This window comes from Providencia sp. Me31A, from assembly GCF_050487165.1.
Taxonomy (GTDB): Bacteria; Pseudomonadota; Gammaproteobacteria; order Enterobacterales; family Enterobacteriaceae; genus Providencia.
Genome location: NZ_JBKQGZ010000005.1, coordinates 131,536 through 148,757, shown reverse-complemented (window position 1 = coordinate 148,757; position 17,222 = coordinate 131,536). Strand labels below are relative to the sequence as shown.

The 17,222-nt window shown below is 38.3% G+C and carries 17 protein-coding genes; 7 read left to right on the top strand and 10 right to left on the bottom strand.

The features are described from left to right. Positions 1 to 6: 6 nt before the first annotated feature. Positions 7 to 651 (bottom strand): ribonuclease T, encoded by a 645-nt coding sequence (gene rnt, locus ACLPIE_RS05805; RefSeq protein WP_430260516.1) that lies wholly within the window; start codon positions 649 to 651, stop codon positions 7 to 9. Between the two features lie 123 nt (positions 652 to 774). Next, a complete protein-coding gene (gene gloA, locus ACLPIE_RS05800) occupies positions 775 to 1,182 on the bottom strand; it encodes a lactoylglutathione lyase (RefSeq protein WP_430260514.1) in 408 nt (135 codons plus the stop codon). Positions 1,183 to 1,359: 177 nt separating this feature from the next. On the opposite strand from gloA, the gene ACLPIE_RS05795 reads away from it, so the two are divergent. Beyond that, positions 1,360 to 1,599 (top strand): DUF1289 domain-containing protein, encoded by a 240-nt coding sequence (locus ACLPIE_RS05795; RefSeq protein WP_430260512.1) that lies wholly within the window; start codon positions 1,360 to 1,362, stop codon positions 1,597 to 1,599. A 537-nt stretch (positions 1,600 to 2,136) separates the two neighbouring features. After that, entirely contained in the window at positions 2,137 to 2,571 is a 435-nt protein-coding gene (slyA, locus tag ACLPIE_RS05790) for a transcriptional regulator SlyA (RefSeq protein ID WP_430260510.1), read from the top strand. Positions 2,572 to 3,100: 529 nt separating this feature from the next. Here slyA and ACLPIE_RS05785 read toward each other — a convergent pair. Continuing rightward, positions 3,101 to 3,568, bottom strand: a complete 468-nt coding sequence (locus ACLPIE_RS05785; RefSeq protein WP_430260508.1) for an outer membrane lipoprotein — start codon at positions 3,566 to 3,568, stop codon at positions 3,101 to 3,103. Between the two features lie 529 nt (positions 3,569 to 4,097). Between ACLPIE_RS05785 and anmK the strand changes: the two genes are divergently transcribed. The 4 genes from anmK to pdxY all read left to right on the top strand — a co-directional run bounded on the left by anmK (position 4,098) and on the right by pdxY (position 8,301). Then, the gene (gene anmK / locus ACLPIE_RS05780) at positions 4,098 to 5,219 is read left to right on the top strand and encodes an anhydro-N-acetylmuramic acid kinase (protein WP_430260506.1); all 1,122 of its coding nucleotides are present in this window, start codon (positions 4,098 to 4,100) and stop codon (positions 5,217 to 5,219) included. Between the two features lie 19 nt (positions 5,220 to 5,238). Beyond that, complete coding sequence (gene pdxH, locus ACLPIE_RS05775; RefSeq protein ID WP_430260504.1) at positions 5,239 to 5,892, top strand: pyridoxamine 5'-phosphate oxidase; 654 nt, start codon at positions 5,239 to 5,241, stop codon at positions 5,890 to 5,892. A 161-nt stretch (positions 5,893 to 6,053) separates the two neighbouring features. Beyond that, on the top strand, positions 6,054 to 7,328 hold the full coding sequence (gene tyrS / locus ACLPIE_RS05770; protein ID WP_430260502.1) for a tyrosine--tRNA ligase: 1,275 nt from the start codon (positions 6,054 to 6,056) through the stop codon (positions 7,326 to 7,328). A 109-nt stretch (positions 7,329 to 7,437) separates the two neighbouring features. Beyond that, positions 7,438 to 8,301 (top strand): pyridoxal kinase PdxY, encoded by an 864-nt coding sequence (gene pdxY, locus ACLPIE_RS05765; protein ID WP_430260500.1) that lies wholly within the window; start codon positions 7,438 to 7,440, stop codon positions 8,299 to 8,301. Positions 8,302 to 8,356: 55 nt separating this feature from the next. Here pdxY and gstA read toward each other — a convergent pair whose 3' ends face one another. After that, positions 8,357 to 8,962, bottom strand: a complete 606-nt coding sequence (gene gstA / locus ACLPIE_RS05760) for a glutathione transferase GstA (RefSeq protein WP_430260612.1) — start codon at positions 8,960 to 8,962, stop codon at positions 8,357 to 8,359. A gap of 308 nt (positions 8,963 to 9,270) precedes the next feature. On the opposite strand from gstA, the gene ACLPIE_RS05755 reads away from it, so the two are divergent. After that, positions 9,271 to 10,137: a DUF817 domain-containing protein gene (locus ACLPIE_RS05755; RefSeq protein ID WP_430260498.1), complete on the top strand. Its 867-nt coding sequence runs from the start codon at positions 9,271 to 9,273 to the stop codon at positions 10,135 to 10,137. A 326-nt stretch (positions 10,138 to 10,463) separates the two neighbouring features. Here ACLPIE_RS05755 and sapF read toward each other — a convergent pair whose 3' ends face one another. The 6 genes from sapF to ACLPIE_RS05725 form a co-directional block, all read right to left on the bottom strand. After that, positions 10,464 to 11,270, bottom strand: a complete 807-nt coding sequence (gene sapF, locus ACLPIE_RS05750) for a putrescine export ABC transporter ATP-binding protein SapF (RefSeq protein ID WP_430260496.1) — start codon at positions 11,268 to 11,270, stop codon at positions 10,464 to 10,466. After that, positions 11,267 to 12,262 (bottom strand): putrescine export ABC transporter ATP-binding protein SapD, encoded by a 996-nt coding sequence (sapD, locus tag ACLPIE_RS05745; RefSeq protein WP_430260494.1) that lies wholly within the window; start codon positions 12,260 to 12,262, stop codon positions 11,267 to 11,269. The genes sapF and sapD overlap by 4 nt, the downstream gene beginning before the upstream one ends. After that, the gene (sapC, locus tag ACLPIE_RS05740; protein ID WP_430260492.1) at positions 12,262 to 13,152 is read right to left on the bottom strand and encodes a putrescine export ABC transporter permease SapC; all 891 of its coding nucleotides are present in this window, start codon (positions 13,150 to 13,152) and stop codon (positions 12,262 to 12,264) included. The genes sapD and sapC overlap by 1 nt, the downstream gene beginning before the upstream one ends. Next, the gene (sapB, locus tag ACLPIE_RS05735; protein WP_430260490.1) at positions 13,139 to 14,104 is read right to left on the bottom strand and encodes a putrescine export ABC transporter permease SapB; all 966 of its coding nucleotides are present in this window, start codon (positions 14,102 to 14,104) and stop codon (positions 13,139 to 13,141) included. Before sapB ends, sapC begins: the two co-directional genes overlap by 14 nt. Beyond that, positions 14,101 to 15,786: an ABC transporter substrate-binding protein SapA gene (gene sapA / locus ACLPIE_RS05730; protein WP_430260488.1), complete on the bottom strand. Its 1,686-nt coding sequence runs from the start codon at positions 15,784 to 15,786 to the stop codon at positions 14,101 to 14,103. The genes sapB and sapA overlap by 4 nt, the downstream gene beginning before the upstream one ends. Before the next feature lie 372 nt (positions 15,787 to 16,158). Then, complete coding sequence (locus tag ACLPIE_RS05725; protein WP_430260486.1) at positions 16,159 to 16,767, bottom strand: hypothetical protein; 609 nt, start codon at positions 16,765 to 16,767, stop codon at positions 16,159 to 16,161. Positions 16,768 to 17,222 lie beyond the last annotated feature (455 nt).

The window sequence follows — 17,222 nt, the reverse complement described above, 5'->3', positions numbered from 1 at the left end:
TTCAATTTACTCAGTATCTTCAGCAACTGGCCAACCACCAAGTTTTTTCCACTTATTGACAATCTCACAAAATAACAATGCAGTGCGGTTGGTGTCATACAGTGCACTGTGGGCTTGTTTGCCATCAAATGGAATTCCAGCGGAAACACAAGCTTTAGCTAAAATAGTTTGACCAAAAACTAAGCCACTTAGTGCCGCTGTATCGAAAGTTGCAAAGGGATGGAATGGATTGCGTTTTAAACCAGCGCGTTCCGCTGCATTCATTACAAAGCTATGATCAAAGTTAGCATTATGAGCGACAATAATAGCGCGGTTGCAATCTGTATTTTTCATTCCCTTGCGGATAACTTTAAATATTGCGTGTAACGCCTCGTATTCGCTTACAGCACCGCGCAGTGGGTTAGTAGGGTCTATCCCAGTAAAGGCTAACGCGGATGGTTCAAGGTTCGCACCTTCAAAGGGTTCAACGTGAAAATGTAACGTTTCATCCATAGATAGCCAGCCGTCTTTATCCATTTTTAACGTGATAGCGGCAATTTCTAATAGCCCGTCAGTTTTGGCATTAAATCCGCCAGTTTCAACATCAATAACGACAGGGTAATATCCCCTGAAACGACTAACCAGGGCATTAGGATTGTTTTTTTCAGACATTAGGACTTTCGATTATAGGTTTCTGATTGATTTATATTATGCCAAAATCAGGAAAAGTTTGCAGACAAACATAGAATGAAATTTAGGCAGGAGAATAATGCGCTGCCTAAATTTTACATTTAATTAGTGACCTAAACCTTTACTTGCACTTTTATTTTCAATTAATTCAATTTTGTAGCCATCTGGGTCTTCTACAAAAGCGATGACGGTTGTGCCGCCTTTTACAGGACCTGCTTCACGGGTTACATTTCCACCAGCATGGCGAATATCGTCACATGTTTTTGCAACATCATCGACACCTAAAGCAATGTGACCGTATGCGTTTCCCATATCATAATGGTCAACTCCCCAGTTATAGGTTAGCTCAATGACAGCACCTTCACTTTCATCGCTATAGCCAACGAATGCTAGAGAGTATTTATACTCTGTGTTTTCACTAGTTCTTAGTAGGCGCATGCCTAATACGTTGGTATAAAAATCAATGGAGCGCTGCATGTCTGTCACACGCAACATAGTATGAAGTAAGCGCATATAAAACCTCTTAACATTCTGATAAATAATAAGCCTGAATCGATTTATCTATTAATATAACGTGTATATATTGGAAAATACAATGATTACAGTTTATTTTTCAAACAAACAGTGGTAATACTCATTTTTAAGAGTATACCATACATTTATGATGTTTTTTGTTTGAGGGGGATAGTGATGATTGAGCAACTTGAGTTCTTTGATATTCCTAGCCCTTGTCGTGGAATTTGCCAAACTAATGAGCAAGGTTATTGTCGCGGTTGTTATCGTACTCGTGATGAGCGCTTCAATTGGCTCAAGTTTTCTAATGGAGAAAAGCGAAACATTATTCGTTTATGTCGCCAACGTTATTTAAGAGCAATAAGTAAAAAAGTAACGCAAGAAAATATTATTGATCCTCAACAACAACTTTTTTAACGCACGCGGAGGAAAGATAAACTTTAAAATTAAACAATCATTTTGTTGATATGCATAATTAATACATTCCAAATTATTCAAATTAAATTAATTTTCGGCTTTATCTTTCAATAATTTTTTATTTATTCAAAATATCTATAGTTTAATTTAAAGTAACTGTAAATGACATATTTTTAAGAGAAACTATATTCTTTTGTTTTTAAAGGAATTATTTGATATTGTTTTTTTTATTGTTGGTTGTAATTACTATAAGCAGCAAAATAGATAGATCAGAAAGGAGAGTCCGGCTATTCTTATTAATAAGGTAATTGATAGATTGTCTTATTCGTTTAGTTAAGCGAAAATAAACTAAAACATCATGACAGTAGTTAGAGGTATATCACTTAATAAAGTGAGTTTTGTCACTACAAATAGGTATTTGTTAGGTTGTATATCAATAAAAAGTTGTAAATATAAAAGGAAATTAATATATAATTTAAAAAATAATATGAGTCTGGTATATTTTTTAAACATTATAATTATATAAAGGAGGGTAGATTGGAATCGCAAATAGGAACAGAATTATCACGTGTTGTTCGGATGTGGAGGGCATTAATCGATCATCGCTTGAAGCCTCTCAAACTAACACAAACCCATTGGGTTACCTTACATAACATTAGCCAGTTACCACCTGAACAGTCGCAAATACAGTTGGCAAAGGCAATTGGTATAGAGCAACCTTCATTAGTAAGAACCCTTGATCAACTTGAAGAAAAAAAACTTATTTCTAGGCATACCTGTGCAAATGATAGGAGAGCAAAACGAATCAAATTAACTGAAGAATCTGAACCATTTATAAAAACTGTTGATCAAGTGATTAATAATACTCGAATTGAAATATTGAGTAACATTAGTCAAGAGGAGCTTAATCAATTATCGCAGATGCTTTTAAAACTTGAGAGAAATATTTTACGACTGCAAAATGAATCTTGATATTAAAATAATTCATCCGGTAGATAAATGTAGTTCTAATTATTACGATGTTAATCAAATGAATTATTTTTATGGAGATTAGTCAAATGTCATTAAATTTAATCATTGTGGAAAACTAATTAGTTATATAAATAATAAATGCGCGGTAATTATTTTGGTTATGTATGAATTAAATACCAAAGCTTAATTGGTTTTTTTAGTGTTATTTAGTGAGCGGTAGATAGTCATTTAGCTCATAATAGGTATAAAGATTAACTGAAAACCAAGCACTAAGAGGGATAATCTAAACAGTAGTTCTGTTTGAAAAATGATATTAATAGACGTAAGTTGACAGATGGTCGTAGTAGATTTAAATGTCCTTATAGGAAAAATAAAAATATGATGTGAAATCATTAGTGAATTTATAGAAATTAATTATTTAGTATCGTGATATATGGAGAGGCTAAGTATTAACTAATTAATTTAGGTAATAAGTAATGTTCACCGAACATAATGTCGGTGAACATGCTTTAAGTTTGGAGTGATAGCGTTAACGTGGGGATACAGTCACTGAATTACCACTGTTTGCAATCATAACCCGCTGACCATTGCGGAAAGTATTTGGGTCCTGTTTTTGGACAACAACAATATTTTTGCCGCTATCAAGACGGATTTCCAATTGAACACCTTGGCTCTTATTAAGTGCGCCTTGTGCTTGCTGCCCTGCGAGACCACCTGCAATAGCACCTGCTGCAGTTGCCAATGTGTTACCAGTACCACCACCTATAGTGTTACCTAATAAGCCACCAAGCACAGCACCGCCAATTGCACCAATGACGTTACCATCTTCACCTGCTTGAATAGTAACAGGGCGAGCATTCAGAACTGTACCATAAGTTACAGTCTGTACCTGTTTCGCGTCCTGGGCCGAAATAGTATCACCAGAAAGCGTACTGGTATTGACACAGCCAGATAAAGCTGCAACTGCTACAACACCTACAAAAACTTTCTTAAGCATAATAACTCCTATGAGATTTGCTGTCTGTGGCACTAACATAGCATCGTATATTTGTTTTCACCATAAACACAACAAGTATCAAAATAATGGTATTAAAAAGCGATGATTAGATTACCGATTTTGATTTAAATAGAGTGTAAACACTAGGTAAAATATCTCAAATTCGGGATGATTTCATTGTTTAAGGCACTCTTTGTTAAATATTTAAACAAGGTAGTCAACTTCTGAGCATCATTTCGCACTGATAGCTAAGTAATGTTAAGTTTAAAATTTAGTTAAAACTCTATGCATTAATGCTTAGCTGATAGTTTGATTATGAACCATTATATTTAAAATGAAAATTGAGATATTAGAAAAGTCATATTTATTTAGTTTGTCTAGTAGTTTTTAATTTTAATGTAATTATTTATTATTCCTGCGAAGCTGCCCGAGAAACCACATCGAATTGTTGACAAAATTCCTTATCAAAGCACAATCTTTTGTAGCTGATATTTGCAAAATCAATGTGCACTCTGAAGGAACATGAACAATGATTAAGTCAGGTCGTTACATAGGGGTTATGTCAGGCACCAGTCTCGATGGTGTTGATGTTGTACTTGCCGCAATTAGCGATAAATTCGTTGCTGAGCAATCTAGTTTGAGTGCCACATTTCCAATTGAACTGAAAAAAAGAATTTTAGATATCTGCCAAGGGCAGTCTACGACCCTCTCAGAAATTGGAAAAATAGACCGAGAATTGGGGTCACTATATGCGGATGCTATTAATCAATTATTAAAGCAAGTAGGTTTAACAGCAGAGGACATTATTGCGATTGGCTGTCATGGTCAAACGGTTTGGCATGAGCCAGATAGCGAACAGCCATTTACTATGCAACTGGGTGATAACAATCGGATAGCTGCGCTTACTGGAATTACAACCGTAGGGGATTTTCGTCGTAGGGATATGGCGTATGGAGGGCAGGGAGCACCTCTAGTTCCTGCATTTCATTTGGCTGTTTTGGGGCACCCTACAGAAAAACGTATTGTATTGAATATTGGTGGAATTGCTAATATAACGGCCTTGTTACCTGGTGCTTATGTGAAAGGTTATGATACGGGACCAGGTAATATGTTGATGGACACATGGACATGGCGTAATAAGCAAAAAGCCTTTGATGAAAATGGTGAGTGGGCAAGTTGTGGTCAAGTGGATAACGGCTTACTCAACGCTATGTTAGCGGACCCTTACTTTAGGCGTTCATCACCTAAAAGTACGGGGCGTGAATATTTTAATATGCAATGGTTAGAGCAACATTTAACTCATTTTCCAGCTGTTTCTGCAAGGGATGTGCAAGCGACGCTATGCGAGCTAACAGCCGCTTCTATTGCAGAACAAGTTATGCTCTGTGGTGGCTGTGAACGCTTAATAGTTTGTGGCGGCGGAGCTAAAAATCATTTCTTAATGCAGCGATTAGCGGCGTTATTACCTGGTATAGAGGTGGCTGCGAGTGATAAATATGGGCTTAGTGGTGATGATATGGAGGCGCTCGCATTCGCATGGTTAGCCGCTAGAAGTGTTGCTGGTTTATCTGGGAACTTAGCTTCTGTCACCGGAGCGACTCAAGAAACTGTTCTTGGTGCAATATACCCTAAAAATATAGATAAAAAATGACTGCTTTAAAGGATATATAATGAACGAGGTAAATGAAATAGATCTCGCATCAGTACGTCGTGAATATACAAAAGGTGGATTAAGACGTAATGATTTGACACCAAACCCGTTAACGTTATTTGAATTGTGGATGAAACAAGCTTGTGACGCAGGTTTAACTGATCCAACTGCAATGTGTGTTGCAACGGTAGATGAAACAGGGCAACCATACCAACGTATCGTCTTATTAAAACATTTCGATGATAATGGCTTGGTATTTTATACCAATTTAGGTAGTCGAAAAGCGCAGCATCTTGAGAAAAATAATAAAATTAGTTTGTACTTCCCGTGGTATCAATTAGAACGTCAAGTTAACTTTACTGGAGTTGCTGAACGTTTGAATCCGATAGAGGTGGTTAAATATTTTCATAGTAGACCAAAAGATAGTCAAATAGCTGCGTGGGCATCAGCTCAATCTTCTAAAATTTCAGCTAGAGGCATTTTAGAGGGCAAGTTTTTAGAATTGAAGCAAAAATTTAAAAATGGTGAAGTGCCGCTACCGAGTTTTTGGGGAGGTTTTCGTGTGGCATTTGATAGCGTTGAGTTTTGGCAAGGCGGAGTTCATCGCCTTCATGACCGCTTTTTATATCAACGTGATGGGGATAGCTGGAAAATTGATAGATTAGCCCCTTAATTAATGGTTTTTTAGCTGGCACTTAATTGATATGCGCTTTATGCTATAGACTCATTTAAGAAAATTGACAAATTACACTATCGATTTTTTGACAAGTATCTCAAAGTCGTTAGTCTTTCAAACCAAAATAGATAGACAAAATTCAACCGATGGAGTCATTAATGTCTAGCAATAACCTGATTAAACAATTGCAAGAACGGGGCCTAGTTGCCCAGGTAACGGATGAGGATGCGTTAGCAGAGAGACTGGCGCAAGGCCCTATCTCTCTCTATTGTGGCTTCGACCCTACCGCTGATAGCTTGCATTTGGGACATCTGGTTCCTTTGCTGTGTTTAAAACGATTCCAACTAGCCGGGCACAAGCCTGTGGCGTTGGTAGGTGGCGCAACGGGCCTAATTGGCGATCCGAGCTTTAAAGCTACTGAACGTAAATTAAACACCACAGAAACCGTTCAAGAGTGGGTAGAAAAAATCCGCAATCAAGTATCACCCTTTTTAAGTTTTGACTGTGGTGATAACAGCGCACGCCTTGCTAATAACTATGATTGGTTTGGTAACATGGATGTGCTGACATTCTTACGTGACATTGGTAAGCATTTTTCTGTTAACCAAATGATCAACCGTGAATCAGTTAAGCAACGTCTTAACCGTGATGATGTTGGGATCTCTTTCACCGAGTTTGCATATAACCTATTACAGGGTTACGACTTTGCAAATATGAATAAAGAGATGGGCGTTGAATTACAAATAGGTGGTTCAGACCAGTGGGGGAATATTACATCTGGTATTGACCTGACTCGTCGTTTACACCAAAACCAAGTGTTTGGTATGACTGTTCCTCTGATCACCAAAGCTGATGGTACTAAATTTGGTAAAACGGAAGGTGGCGCAGTATGGTTAGACTCCAAGAAAACAAGCCAATATAAATTCTACCAATTCTGGATCAACACAGCAGATGCAGACGTATATCGCTTCTTGAAATTCTTTACTTTCATGGAATTAGATGAAATCAACGCACTGGAAGAAGAAGATAAAAATAGCGGTAAAGCTCCTCGTGCTCAGTATGTCTTAGCAGAACAAGTCACTAAACTGGTCCACGGTGAAGAAGGCTTAGCTGCGGCAAAACGTATTACTGAAAGCCTGTTCTCAGGTGCCGTATCTGATTTGACGGAGGCTGATTTTGAACAATTAGCACAAGATGGTATGCCTTGCATCACATTAGAGTTGGGTGCTGACTTACAGCAAGCTCTAGTGGATTCAGAGCTAACGCCATCCCGTGGTCAGGCAAGAACAGCGATTAGCTCTAATGCGGTGTCGATTAATGGTCAAAAACAAACAGAACCTATGTATGTATTTACTGACGAAGATCGTTTGTTTGGTCGTTATACTTTAGTTCGCCGTGGTAAGAAAAATGACTGCTTAATTAATTGGAAATAGCTCTGACTAACCTTTGTAATATCAGCCCGGTACAGTCCGGGCTATCCATATTAGCAATGGCTAATCACTGATTTCTCTTCATTCGACATAACAATTCTTTGGGTTTTTAATGAAAAGCGTATTATCAATTCAGTCCCACGTTGTTTTCGGCCATGCAGGAAACAGTGCGGCTGCATTCCCTATGTGCCGTATGGGTGTAGATGTATGGCCTCTCAATACCGTACAATTTTCTAATCACACACAATATCCTCAGTGGACTGGGAGTGTATTTCCTGCTCAGCATTTAACTGACATTGTTGAAGGGTTAGCTAAAATCCACAAGTTAGAAATCTGCGATGCGGTTTTAAGTGGCTATATTGGTTCCGCTGAGCAAGGGGATGATATCCTCGCGATTGTTCAAAAGGTTAAAGCTGCAAACCCACAGGCACTTTATTTTTGTGACCCAGTGATGGGGCATCCAGAAAAAGGTTGTATAGTCGCCCCCGGTGTTGCTGAGTTTTTATGTGAACGAGCGCTTGTTGTTAGCGATGTTATCGCACCAAACTTGCTTGAGTTAGAAACATTAGTGGGGCAAAGCATTAAAACAGTTGAAGAGGCGGTTAAAGCAGCTCGTGAGTTATGCCATAAAGGCCCTAAAATGGTGCTTGTTAAGCATTTAAGTCGCGCAGGGTACCGCGCAGACCGCTTTGAAATGATTTTAGTCACAGCAGAGCACAGTTGGCATGTTAGCCGTCCATTAGTGGATTTTGGCGAAAAACAGCCCGTCGGTGTCGGTGATTTAACTAGCGGCTTAATGTTAGTTAATTTATTGAAAGGGGAACCTTTTGATAAGGGATTAGAGCATGTCGCTGCCGCAGTGTATGAAGTGATGATTAAAACGAAAGAAATGGGCGAGTATGAATTACAGTTGGTGGCTGCTCAGGATCAAATGGTCAATCCAGAACACAAATTCTGTGCAACGCAATTAGATTAGTTTTCACCATTTGATAAACGATAGCGCCCTGTAATTAGAGCGCTATTATGGTCAATTAAATGAGGCCTTCTGCTTTTAATGCATCATGAACATTAGGGCGTTTTGCAATTTTCGCAATGTAGCCCTGTAAATGGGTTAAACTACTTAAATCAAGCCCAACATGCTTAGCCCAACCGCTGACAGTAAACAGATATGCATCTGCGACACTAAAACTATCGCCCGCAAAGAAAGCTTGCTTGGACAGTACATCATCGACATATTTAAATTTATTAAATAGAGCCTGACGAACGGTGTCTTTATATTCTTCTGGAGTACCTGGGGTGAATAATGGAGAAAAGCTTTTGTGTAATTCAGTAGAAATAAAATTTAAAGCTTCCATTTGATGATAACGTTTTATCGATCCGGGTAGGGCTATCAGGTTACGATCGGGTTTTTGATCTGCGATATACTGGACAATGACTGCACCTTCAGTGAGTTGTTCGCCGTTATCTAATACCAACGTAGGTACTTGTCCTTTTGGGTTTATTGCTAAAAAGTCTTCACCTTTCTCTGTTTTTTTCTCTTTAATATTGACACGTTCAATACTGAAATCTAAGCCAGTTTCACGCAAAATAATATGAGGCGAAAGCGAGCAAGCACCGGGAGCGTAATACAATTTCATCATAGAACTCCTAAGTTTTTAAGTGGGCATTCATATAGCAAATAAACATATGTTATTTAAGTATATCATTACTTTTCGTTAACGAATTGCCATCTGGTGCGAGCTATGCAAGAAAAAAGAAATATAAACAAAAAATTCAAAGAATATTGCTTAATCGAGTAATATTAGAGAGTTAAACTAAAAAAGAGGAAAATATATAAATTTAAGATAGTTACCTTATATAATTTCGAATCATTTTGTTAGGATGCTCAGCTTGTTTTACAAAAAATAATCCCTCTTACTATAACTCAGAACAAGTGAGTCAATTAATGGTCAGTTGGCACCAAAAACTGAATTTTTTAGGAAAGTTAGATCAAATATTGATGGCGCATACGCCAAATAATAGCCGAGGAATCAAACGTTTTATTTTAGAGTTCTGGTTTTTTGGCATCATTAACGCACGTTCCTGTTTATTTGCTGGTTTTTTCTTTTTAGCATTATTTCTAGTGCCTACGAAAGGCGTTATGGGACTGCCTCGCTATGATGTGTTATTAATTTTTGCCGTCATATTTCAGGCTTTATTGGTATGGTCTAAGTTAGAGACATGGGACGAGCTAAAAGCTATCTGTGTATTCCATTTAGTTGGTTTTATGATGGAATTATTTAAAACATCCGCGTCTATTAGCTCATGGCAATACCCTGATGAAGCTTATACTAAGCTTTGGGGGGTTCCTTTATTTACAGGTTTTATGTATGCAGCGGTAGGGAGTTATATCATTCAGTCGTGGCGGTTTTTTAACATTAGAATTGAACATTACCCGCCTTATTGGATGGCAACCTTGGTGGCGATGGCTATTTATGTGAATTTTTTCAGCCATCATTATATTGATGATTATCGTTGGTATTTAACGGCATTTATTTTTGGTTTGTATGCTCGAAGCATGGTGTTTTATACTCCGCTCGATAAAGAGCGAAAAATGCCGTTATTGTTAGCGTTTATATTAATTGGCTTTTTTATTTGGTTAGCTGAAAACTTTGGGACATTTTTTGGTATTTGGCAATATCCGAGTCAAATTGGTGCTTGGTCAATGGTGCATGCGGGTAAATGGGGGGCATGGTCATTGCTGGTGATTGTCACTTTTACAATAGTTGTACACCTTAAGCATATTAAAGCCAATGTGATGATAGCACGTTAAAGTTGAGGCTAACTTTAATGAATACAAATGTCGAAATAGGTAAACCATCAATAGTCATTGGTATGCTGTCATATTTAAAATGAGTGCTTAGGGAGTCCATCATGGTGATAAGTTGTTTACTCAATATTTGCATGCGTTTATCTGACAATGTATGACTAATTAATGTCACATGTATTATGTAATCCCATTATTGAGTTTGCTGGATTACGACCCAAATATAACTAGAGCTTATCTTGCATAAATTATTTGCTAGATAAAAAATACAAAGAGCAGGTAAATAAACTGCTCTTATTCATCCTCTGAATACATTTGATTCTTGATATAAATTACAAATCTTGCCGCCATGCATCGATTGATAAAGGCTCACCGAAATGGCTTTCAATTAAGCGACGGGTGACATCATGAAGAGGCGCTGCTAATACTTCGGCAGTATTACCTCGTTCAACAACTTCTCCCTTGTCCATCACCAACATTTTATCACTGATATGTTTCATCATCCCTAAATGTTGAGTAACATAAATATATGCAATATCTTGTTTTGCTTGTAAATCTAGCATTAAGTTAATGATTTGCGATCGCATCGACATATCGAGAGAAGCCAATGCTTCATCAGCAACAATTATTTCGGGCTGTAAAATTAGCGCTCTTGCTAATGCAATACGTTGTTTTTGCCCTGATGCTAACATATGGGGGTAATATTCAGCATGGTCAGCAAGTAACCCAACTTGGCGTAATGTTTGAATAATACGACGTTCGCGTTCAATGCCTGTTAAGTCTGTATTGAGTTTTAAGGGAAGCTCAAGGGTTTGTCCGATACGCTGCCTCGGGTTTAGTGAGGTGCTAGGATCTTGGAAAATCATCCGAACACGCTGACAACGGTAGCTATAATCACCAAATTTTAGGCGTTGACCTCGAATAAAAATATCCCCCCCAGTTGGTTCAACGACCCCAGATAGCATACGTGCTAAAGTTGATTTTCCCGAACCATTAGCACCAATAATGGCTAACGTTTGTCCGGCTTGTAAGTTAAAACTTACGGGTTTCACCGCTTGTAACTCATGGCGATGGAATAATCCTTCTTGGAAACGAAAAGTTTTAGTGAGATTGCGTACCTCAAGTAACGTTTCCATCATGGCAGTTCCTCGGTATTGAGTGGGTAGTGGCAAGCAACAAGATGACCTTTAATATTCCTCAATTGTGGGGCATTAATACAGGTTCGTTGTGCGTATGGGCAACGAGGACCTAAACGGCAGCCTATTGGCAAATGCTCAAGAGAAGGGATAGCACCGGGTAACGTATTGAGCCGTCCTTTGTGAGGGATTGGGCTTTCAAAATCAGGAATAGCGCGAATAAGCGCTTGGGTATAAGGGTGGCGCGGGCGTTGCAAAATATCTTCAGGAGTTGCGCTCTCGACTGTCTGGCCGCAGTAAAGCACGTTAATACGATCGACTAACTTTGACATCATTTCCATGTCATGGCTAATTAATAGGATACCCATATTATTATTCTGGTTTAGCTTATCAAGTAAACGGAAAATTTGCGCTTGCGTGGTAGATTCCATCGCATTAGTCGGTTCATCTGCTATTAATAAACGAGGTTGATTCGCTATCGCGATAGCAATCATGACTTTTTGACATTCACCATCAGTTAACTCATAAGGATAACTGCGCATAATATCTTTATGATCTTTAATACCAACACGATGAAGAAGCTCAATTGCACGACGTTTGCGCCAATTGAAACGTTGCCACCACCGGCCTTTGTATGTCCAACTGGGGATGGATTGGATTAGCTGCTTGCCTATATCTGCGGCAGGATCTAGGCAAGACTGTGGCTCTTGAAATATCATCGAAATATTATGACCAATTAACTTGCGACGCTTACGGGGACTGAGCTTTAACAAGTCAATATCTTGAAAACGAAAACGGTCAGCAGTGACGCGAATATTATCTTTAGTCACACCACAAATGGCTTTAGCAATTAAGCTTTTACCGGAGCCTGATTCACCGACTAATCCACGAATTTCTCCTTCAGATAAGGTTATTGAGACACGGTCAACAGCTTTGACAGGACCATTCGCCGTCATAAATTCGATAGTCAAATTGCGGATATCTAATAAGGGCATTATTCCACCCCCGCATTGATAGCTCGGTGTAGTCCATCACCTAAAAGGTTAACAAACAATACGCTGACCATAATTGCGATACCGGGAAGGATCACTGTCCAAGGTGCAACATAAATCAGCTCTAAGGTATCACCAAGCATAGCCCCCCATTCTGAAGATGGCAGTTGGGCTCCTAAATCGAGAAAACCTAATGCGGCAATATCTAAAATAGCAATCGATAAGGCACGAGTCAGTTCTGTTACTAGAATAGGGGTAATATTGGGCAGGACGGTATACCATAAAATAAAGATATTTGATGCACCATCAAGGCGTGCTGCGACAATATACTCTTTGTCTAGCTCATCATGTACAGCAACATAAATGGTTCTAACCATACGCGGGATAAGCGCAAGACAAATGGCTAACATGGCATTGGTCAAACTAGCGCCCATAAACGCCACAACAATAATGGCTAATAGTAATGATGGTATAGATAATAATGTATCGAGTATATGATTAAAAACGGCCGATTTTAATCCGCGAGTCATTCCTGCAAGGCAACCTAATATTAATCCGATGAGTGTCGCAATAAAGGTGACCAAAATAGCTGCGCCAAAGGTGGATTTAGTGCCGATTAGTAAGCGGCTTAAAATATCGCGCCCAAGGTCATCAGTCCCGAAGAAGAAAGCAACTTCACCATAGTGTGACCATGAAGGTGGCGTTAGTTGATAACCTAAAAACTGTTGGTCCAGTGCATAAGGTGCTAGATATGAACCGGTGAAGCACAAAATCAGTAAAAGTAAGACGCCGAAAAAGCCCACCATTGAAACAATATCAGATGAGAATAAATTCCATACCACTCGTGTTGGGGATGGCATTTTTTGTTCACGATAAAAATTATCTGAGGACATACCAATCCTTATGTTTCAGCGGGTCCATTATGGCACCTAAAATATCAGATAACACATTGACAGTAATAACTAATGCACCTATCAACATCACCCCAGCAGAAATCGCTGAGTAGTCTTCTTGGCGAATAGCGGTGACTAACCAACGCCCAAGTCCTGGCCAGTTAAAGACTAACTCAGTTACCATTGTGAGTGTTAGCATAGTGGAAAATTGCAGGCCAAGCTTAGGTATTATTGGGGGGATAGCATTATGAAAAATATGGCGCCTTATGATATTAAGGCGCGAAAGCCCGCGAATAGCGGCAGCTTTGATATAGTTTTCGCTGGCGATTTCTTCGGTGCTGTTACGTACTAAACGGATCACTTCCGTTGTTGGTGCTAAGGCAAGGGTAAGGACGGGTAAAATCATGTGTTCAAGAACATTGACTATCATATCTTTGCGATAAGGGGAATCAGAAAGCCATGCGTCAATTAATGCAAACCCAGTAATTGGTTTTAAATTATATAAAAGGTCAATGCGGCCAGAAACAGGAAACCAACCTAGATGTAATGAAAAAAATAAAGTTAACACCAATGCCAACACGAACACGGGGACAGAAAAACCGAGTAAGGCGAAGACACTGATGGCAATATCTGCGGGTTTATTGCGCCAAAAAGCGGCGATAATGCCAAGAGGGATACCGATAGTGAGTGCAAAAATAAAAGCTAAAAGGCACAGCTCCATCGTAGCAGGAAATGTGTCTTTCAATTGTTCAGTAATGGGCTCACCGTTGATACTTGAAACACCAAAATCAAAATGCAATAAGCCATCAAAGTAGAAAATATAGGCGTCTAGAAGAGACGCACCACTTAATGGCGCATTTGGCGTAAAGTAGCTTAAACTAAAACTGACTAACGATAAAAAGAATACCGTTACGAGCAGCAATAAAAAACGGCGCAATGAATAAATTATCATGGTTCTTGGCCCTGTTTTTGCCGTGTGGCTTTATTTTTTTGTTCCATCTCACGATATACCCCAGCAAAAGATGTATTACCAAAGGCGCTGATCACCAATCCTTTCATATCATAACGGTATGCTTGTAAACGTAAAGAGTAGGCGAGTGGCAAAATAGGCAATTCTTCTCCTAAAATTTGCTGAGCTTGATGGTAATAGTCTATTCGAGCCGCTAATTGTTGAGTGAGCAATGCATTGTGTAAGATTTCATCGAATCGAGGGTTGCACCAGTGGCTTAAGTTAGTTTGTGAGCCAATGGCTGCACAGCTTAAAAGAGGGCGGAAAAAACTATCAGGGTCATTACTGTCCGTTGTCCAGCCCGCGAGAGTCATATCGTGGGTTCTATCCATCAATTGGTTTTCTTGAAAGCGGCCTTCAACAGAACGAATGTTCATAACAATGCCCACTTGTGCTAAATCTGCTTGGATAAGCTCTGCCATTTTCAGTGGGCTAGGATTGTACGATTGCGATGCAATAGGGACCCACAGATCTAATTTTAGATTCTCTAGCCCCATTTCTTGCAACATTTGTTTTGAAAGCTCAGGGTTGTAATCAGTAATTTTAGCTTGATTGTCATAAGCCCATGAGGCGCGAGGTAAAATAGACGCAGCTGTTTCTGCGGTACCATAATAGATGGATTGCATTAATCGCTCATTATTTATGGCGTATGCAATTGCTTGGCGCACTTTCAGTTTATCTAACGGTGGTTTGCTGGTGTTGAATGAAAGATAGGCAATATTCATACCTGAACGCGTTGAAATACGTAAACGGGGGTCATCACGTAACACTTTAAGTTGGCTGGCAGCGGGGTAAGCTAACACATCACATTCACCCGTTAGTAGTTTGGATATACGCCCAGTTCCACCGGCCCCCATATCAATCACAACTTCTTCCATGCGAGGTTGACCTTTCCAATACTGATCGTTCCTTAATAAACGTACAAATTGCCCAGCTTGGTAATCGTCTAACTCAAAAGGCCCTGTTCCCACAGGACGCCAGTCTATCAGTTCTTGGCGGTTAGCGCTGGAAAGGAGGTCTGCATATTCAGCTGACAAAATCGGGGCATAGTGAGTGGCTAGATGCCATAAAAAAGAAGCATCTGGTGAATTTAAACGGAACTCCACCGTATGGCTATTAATTTTACGAATACTTTGTACGCTATTTGCAAATTGTAAGCTATCGAAATAAGGGTAGCGGCCACCATTGATAAAGTGATAAGGATGATTAACTTCAAACATACGAGCAAAACTGAAGACAACATCATCTGCGTTCATATTACGGGTTGGTGTAAACCAAGGTGTATTTTGGAACTTTACGTCTTTACGTAGATATAAACGATAAGTTGCACCATTATCAAGAATTTCCCAGCGAGCAGCAAGCTCTGGGATCAAACGGTAAGTAAAAGGGTCTACATCAAGTAGGCGGTCATAAATTTGTGCGCCAAGAGGGTCGACAATTAACCCGCTGCTTACCAATTGCGGATTAAACGTTGTGACGATGCCGTTTACACAATAGATAAAACCTTTTTGGCGTATATCCGCAGGGACTTCGTTAGCGACGATGTCTGTATAGCGCTCTTGGCTGCCAAGCGCATGTGTAGATACAGAAATGATAAATAAAAACCAAAGAGTTAATAGGCGCATAACACTGATATCGTTAACCTGAATTGCCCTATTGTAGCGTAAAAATAGCCATACAGGGTATAAGCAAAATTTTAGTGAAAAACGAGGTGAAATTTAGGCTAAATGCGTTCGGATTGAATAATATTCAACCTAAATAATTATAATTATCATTGAATTATGTCTTAATGAGAAAAAATCTCATTAAAAAGCTTTACAAATAACACTGATAACGATTATCATTCGTTTTGTCACCTAAGTAATCGATTAGGTGGACAAGGCATGACATTGCTCACATTGCTTCCAGTGTTTTATTTGATAGCCAGCTTGGGTGCTGGCTTTTTTTTATGCTAGATGAGATGAGAAAACGTATTTAACGGTACATCAATAGGAAAATTACTCTAAACCAACGTACTTTAAATCTTCATCTGTGACTTTGCCCTGTAATGTACATAAGAAACGTACAACACCTCTGCGTTCATCTTTTTCAATAATAAGCATTTTTTCAGCAGAATTTTTATCAAGATTATAGTTTTGAGCTGCACGTTCATTGAATACCCATTTATCCTTTAAATCATACCTGATCATCGGAGAATAAATGTAGATATTGCGGACTTGTATTATAGCGATTCGTGAAGAGGTATAACGGATAACGTCCTCAAGGCTTTGAGTTGTTTCAAATCCCCAAAAATAGTATTGGCCACGCATTCCCATATAACTAAATTCGTCATATTTATCAAAATTATTATGACTGATAAAAAAGCGGTTAAAGGTAATGATATCAGTTGGTTTGAAATCTAGGTTAACTGAGATCTGTTCACCATCACTTATCGTCTGCATATTTTTCAATGTATCAGAAACATCCTTCAACACAGGATAATCTTTCATTTTTTCAAAAAAAGTTGCATCACAGTAAGAAAAAGTTCTCATTAACGAATCAGCGTTGAGAGCAGGAGATACCCCTAAAAGAAAAAAGGTAATAGCTAATATATTTATATTTTTCATAATAGGCTCCTTTATATAATAAAAAACACATGAGTAGTTTTATCACATAAATATATTTCTCACAGTAGGTAAATATGACAATTTGTAAAGTAAAATAATTGTTTTATATTATTGAAAATAATGTAATTTATTTTTCTTGGTTAATAAAATTGAATTTTTGACGGTTTATTTTTATTTAAAACAAAACTAATTAATTGTGATAATTAGGTATTTAATTAAAAATAAATGAATTTTAATTTGATTATTGTTAATTTGATTTGTTTTTATGGTGAGTTTGATAAAAATAATATTATTAATCAAATGTTAACATTAAAGTAAAATTAATATTGTTTCTTTAAACTAGGTATAAATATAGTTATTATTACTTACCATTTACTCCTGTTTAGAATAAGCAAATAGAAATATTATTTTAATAATAAATGATAAAACCAATTAACTTCATTAAAGTTAAGCCT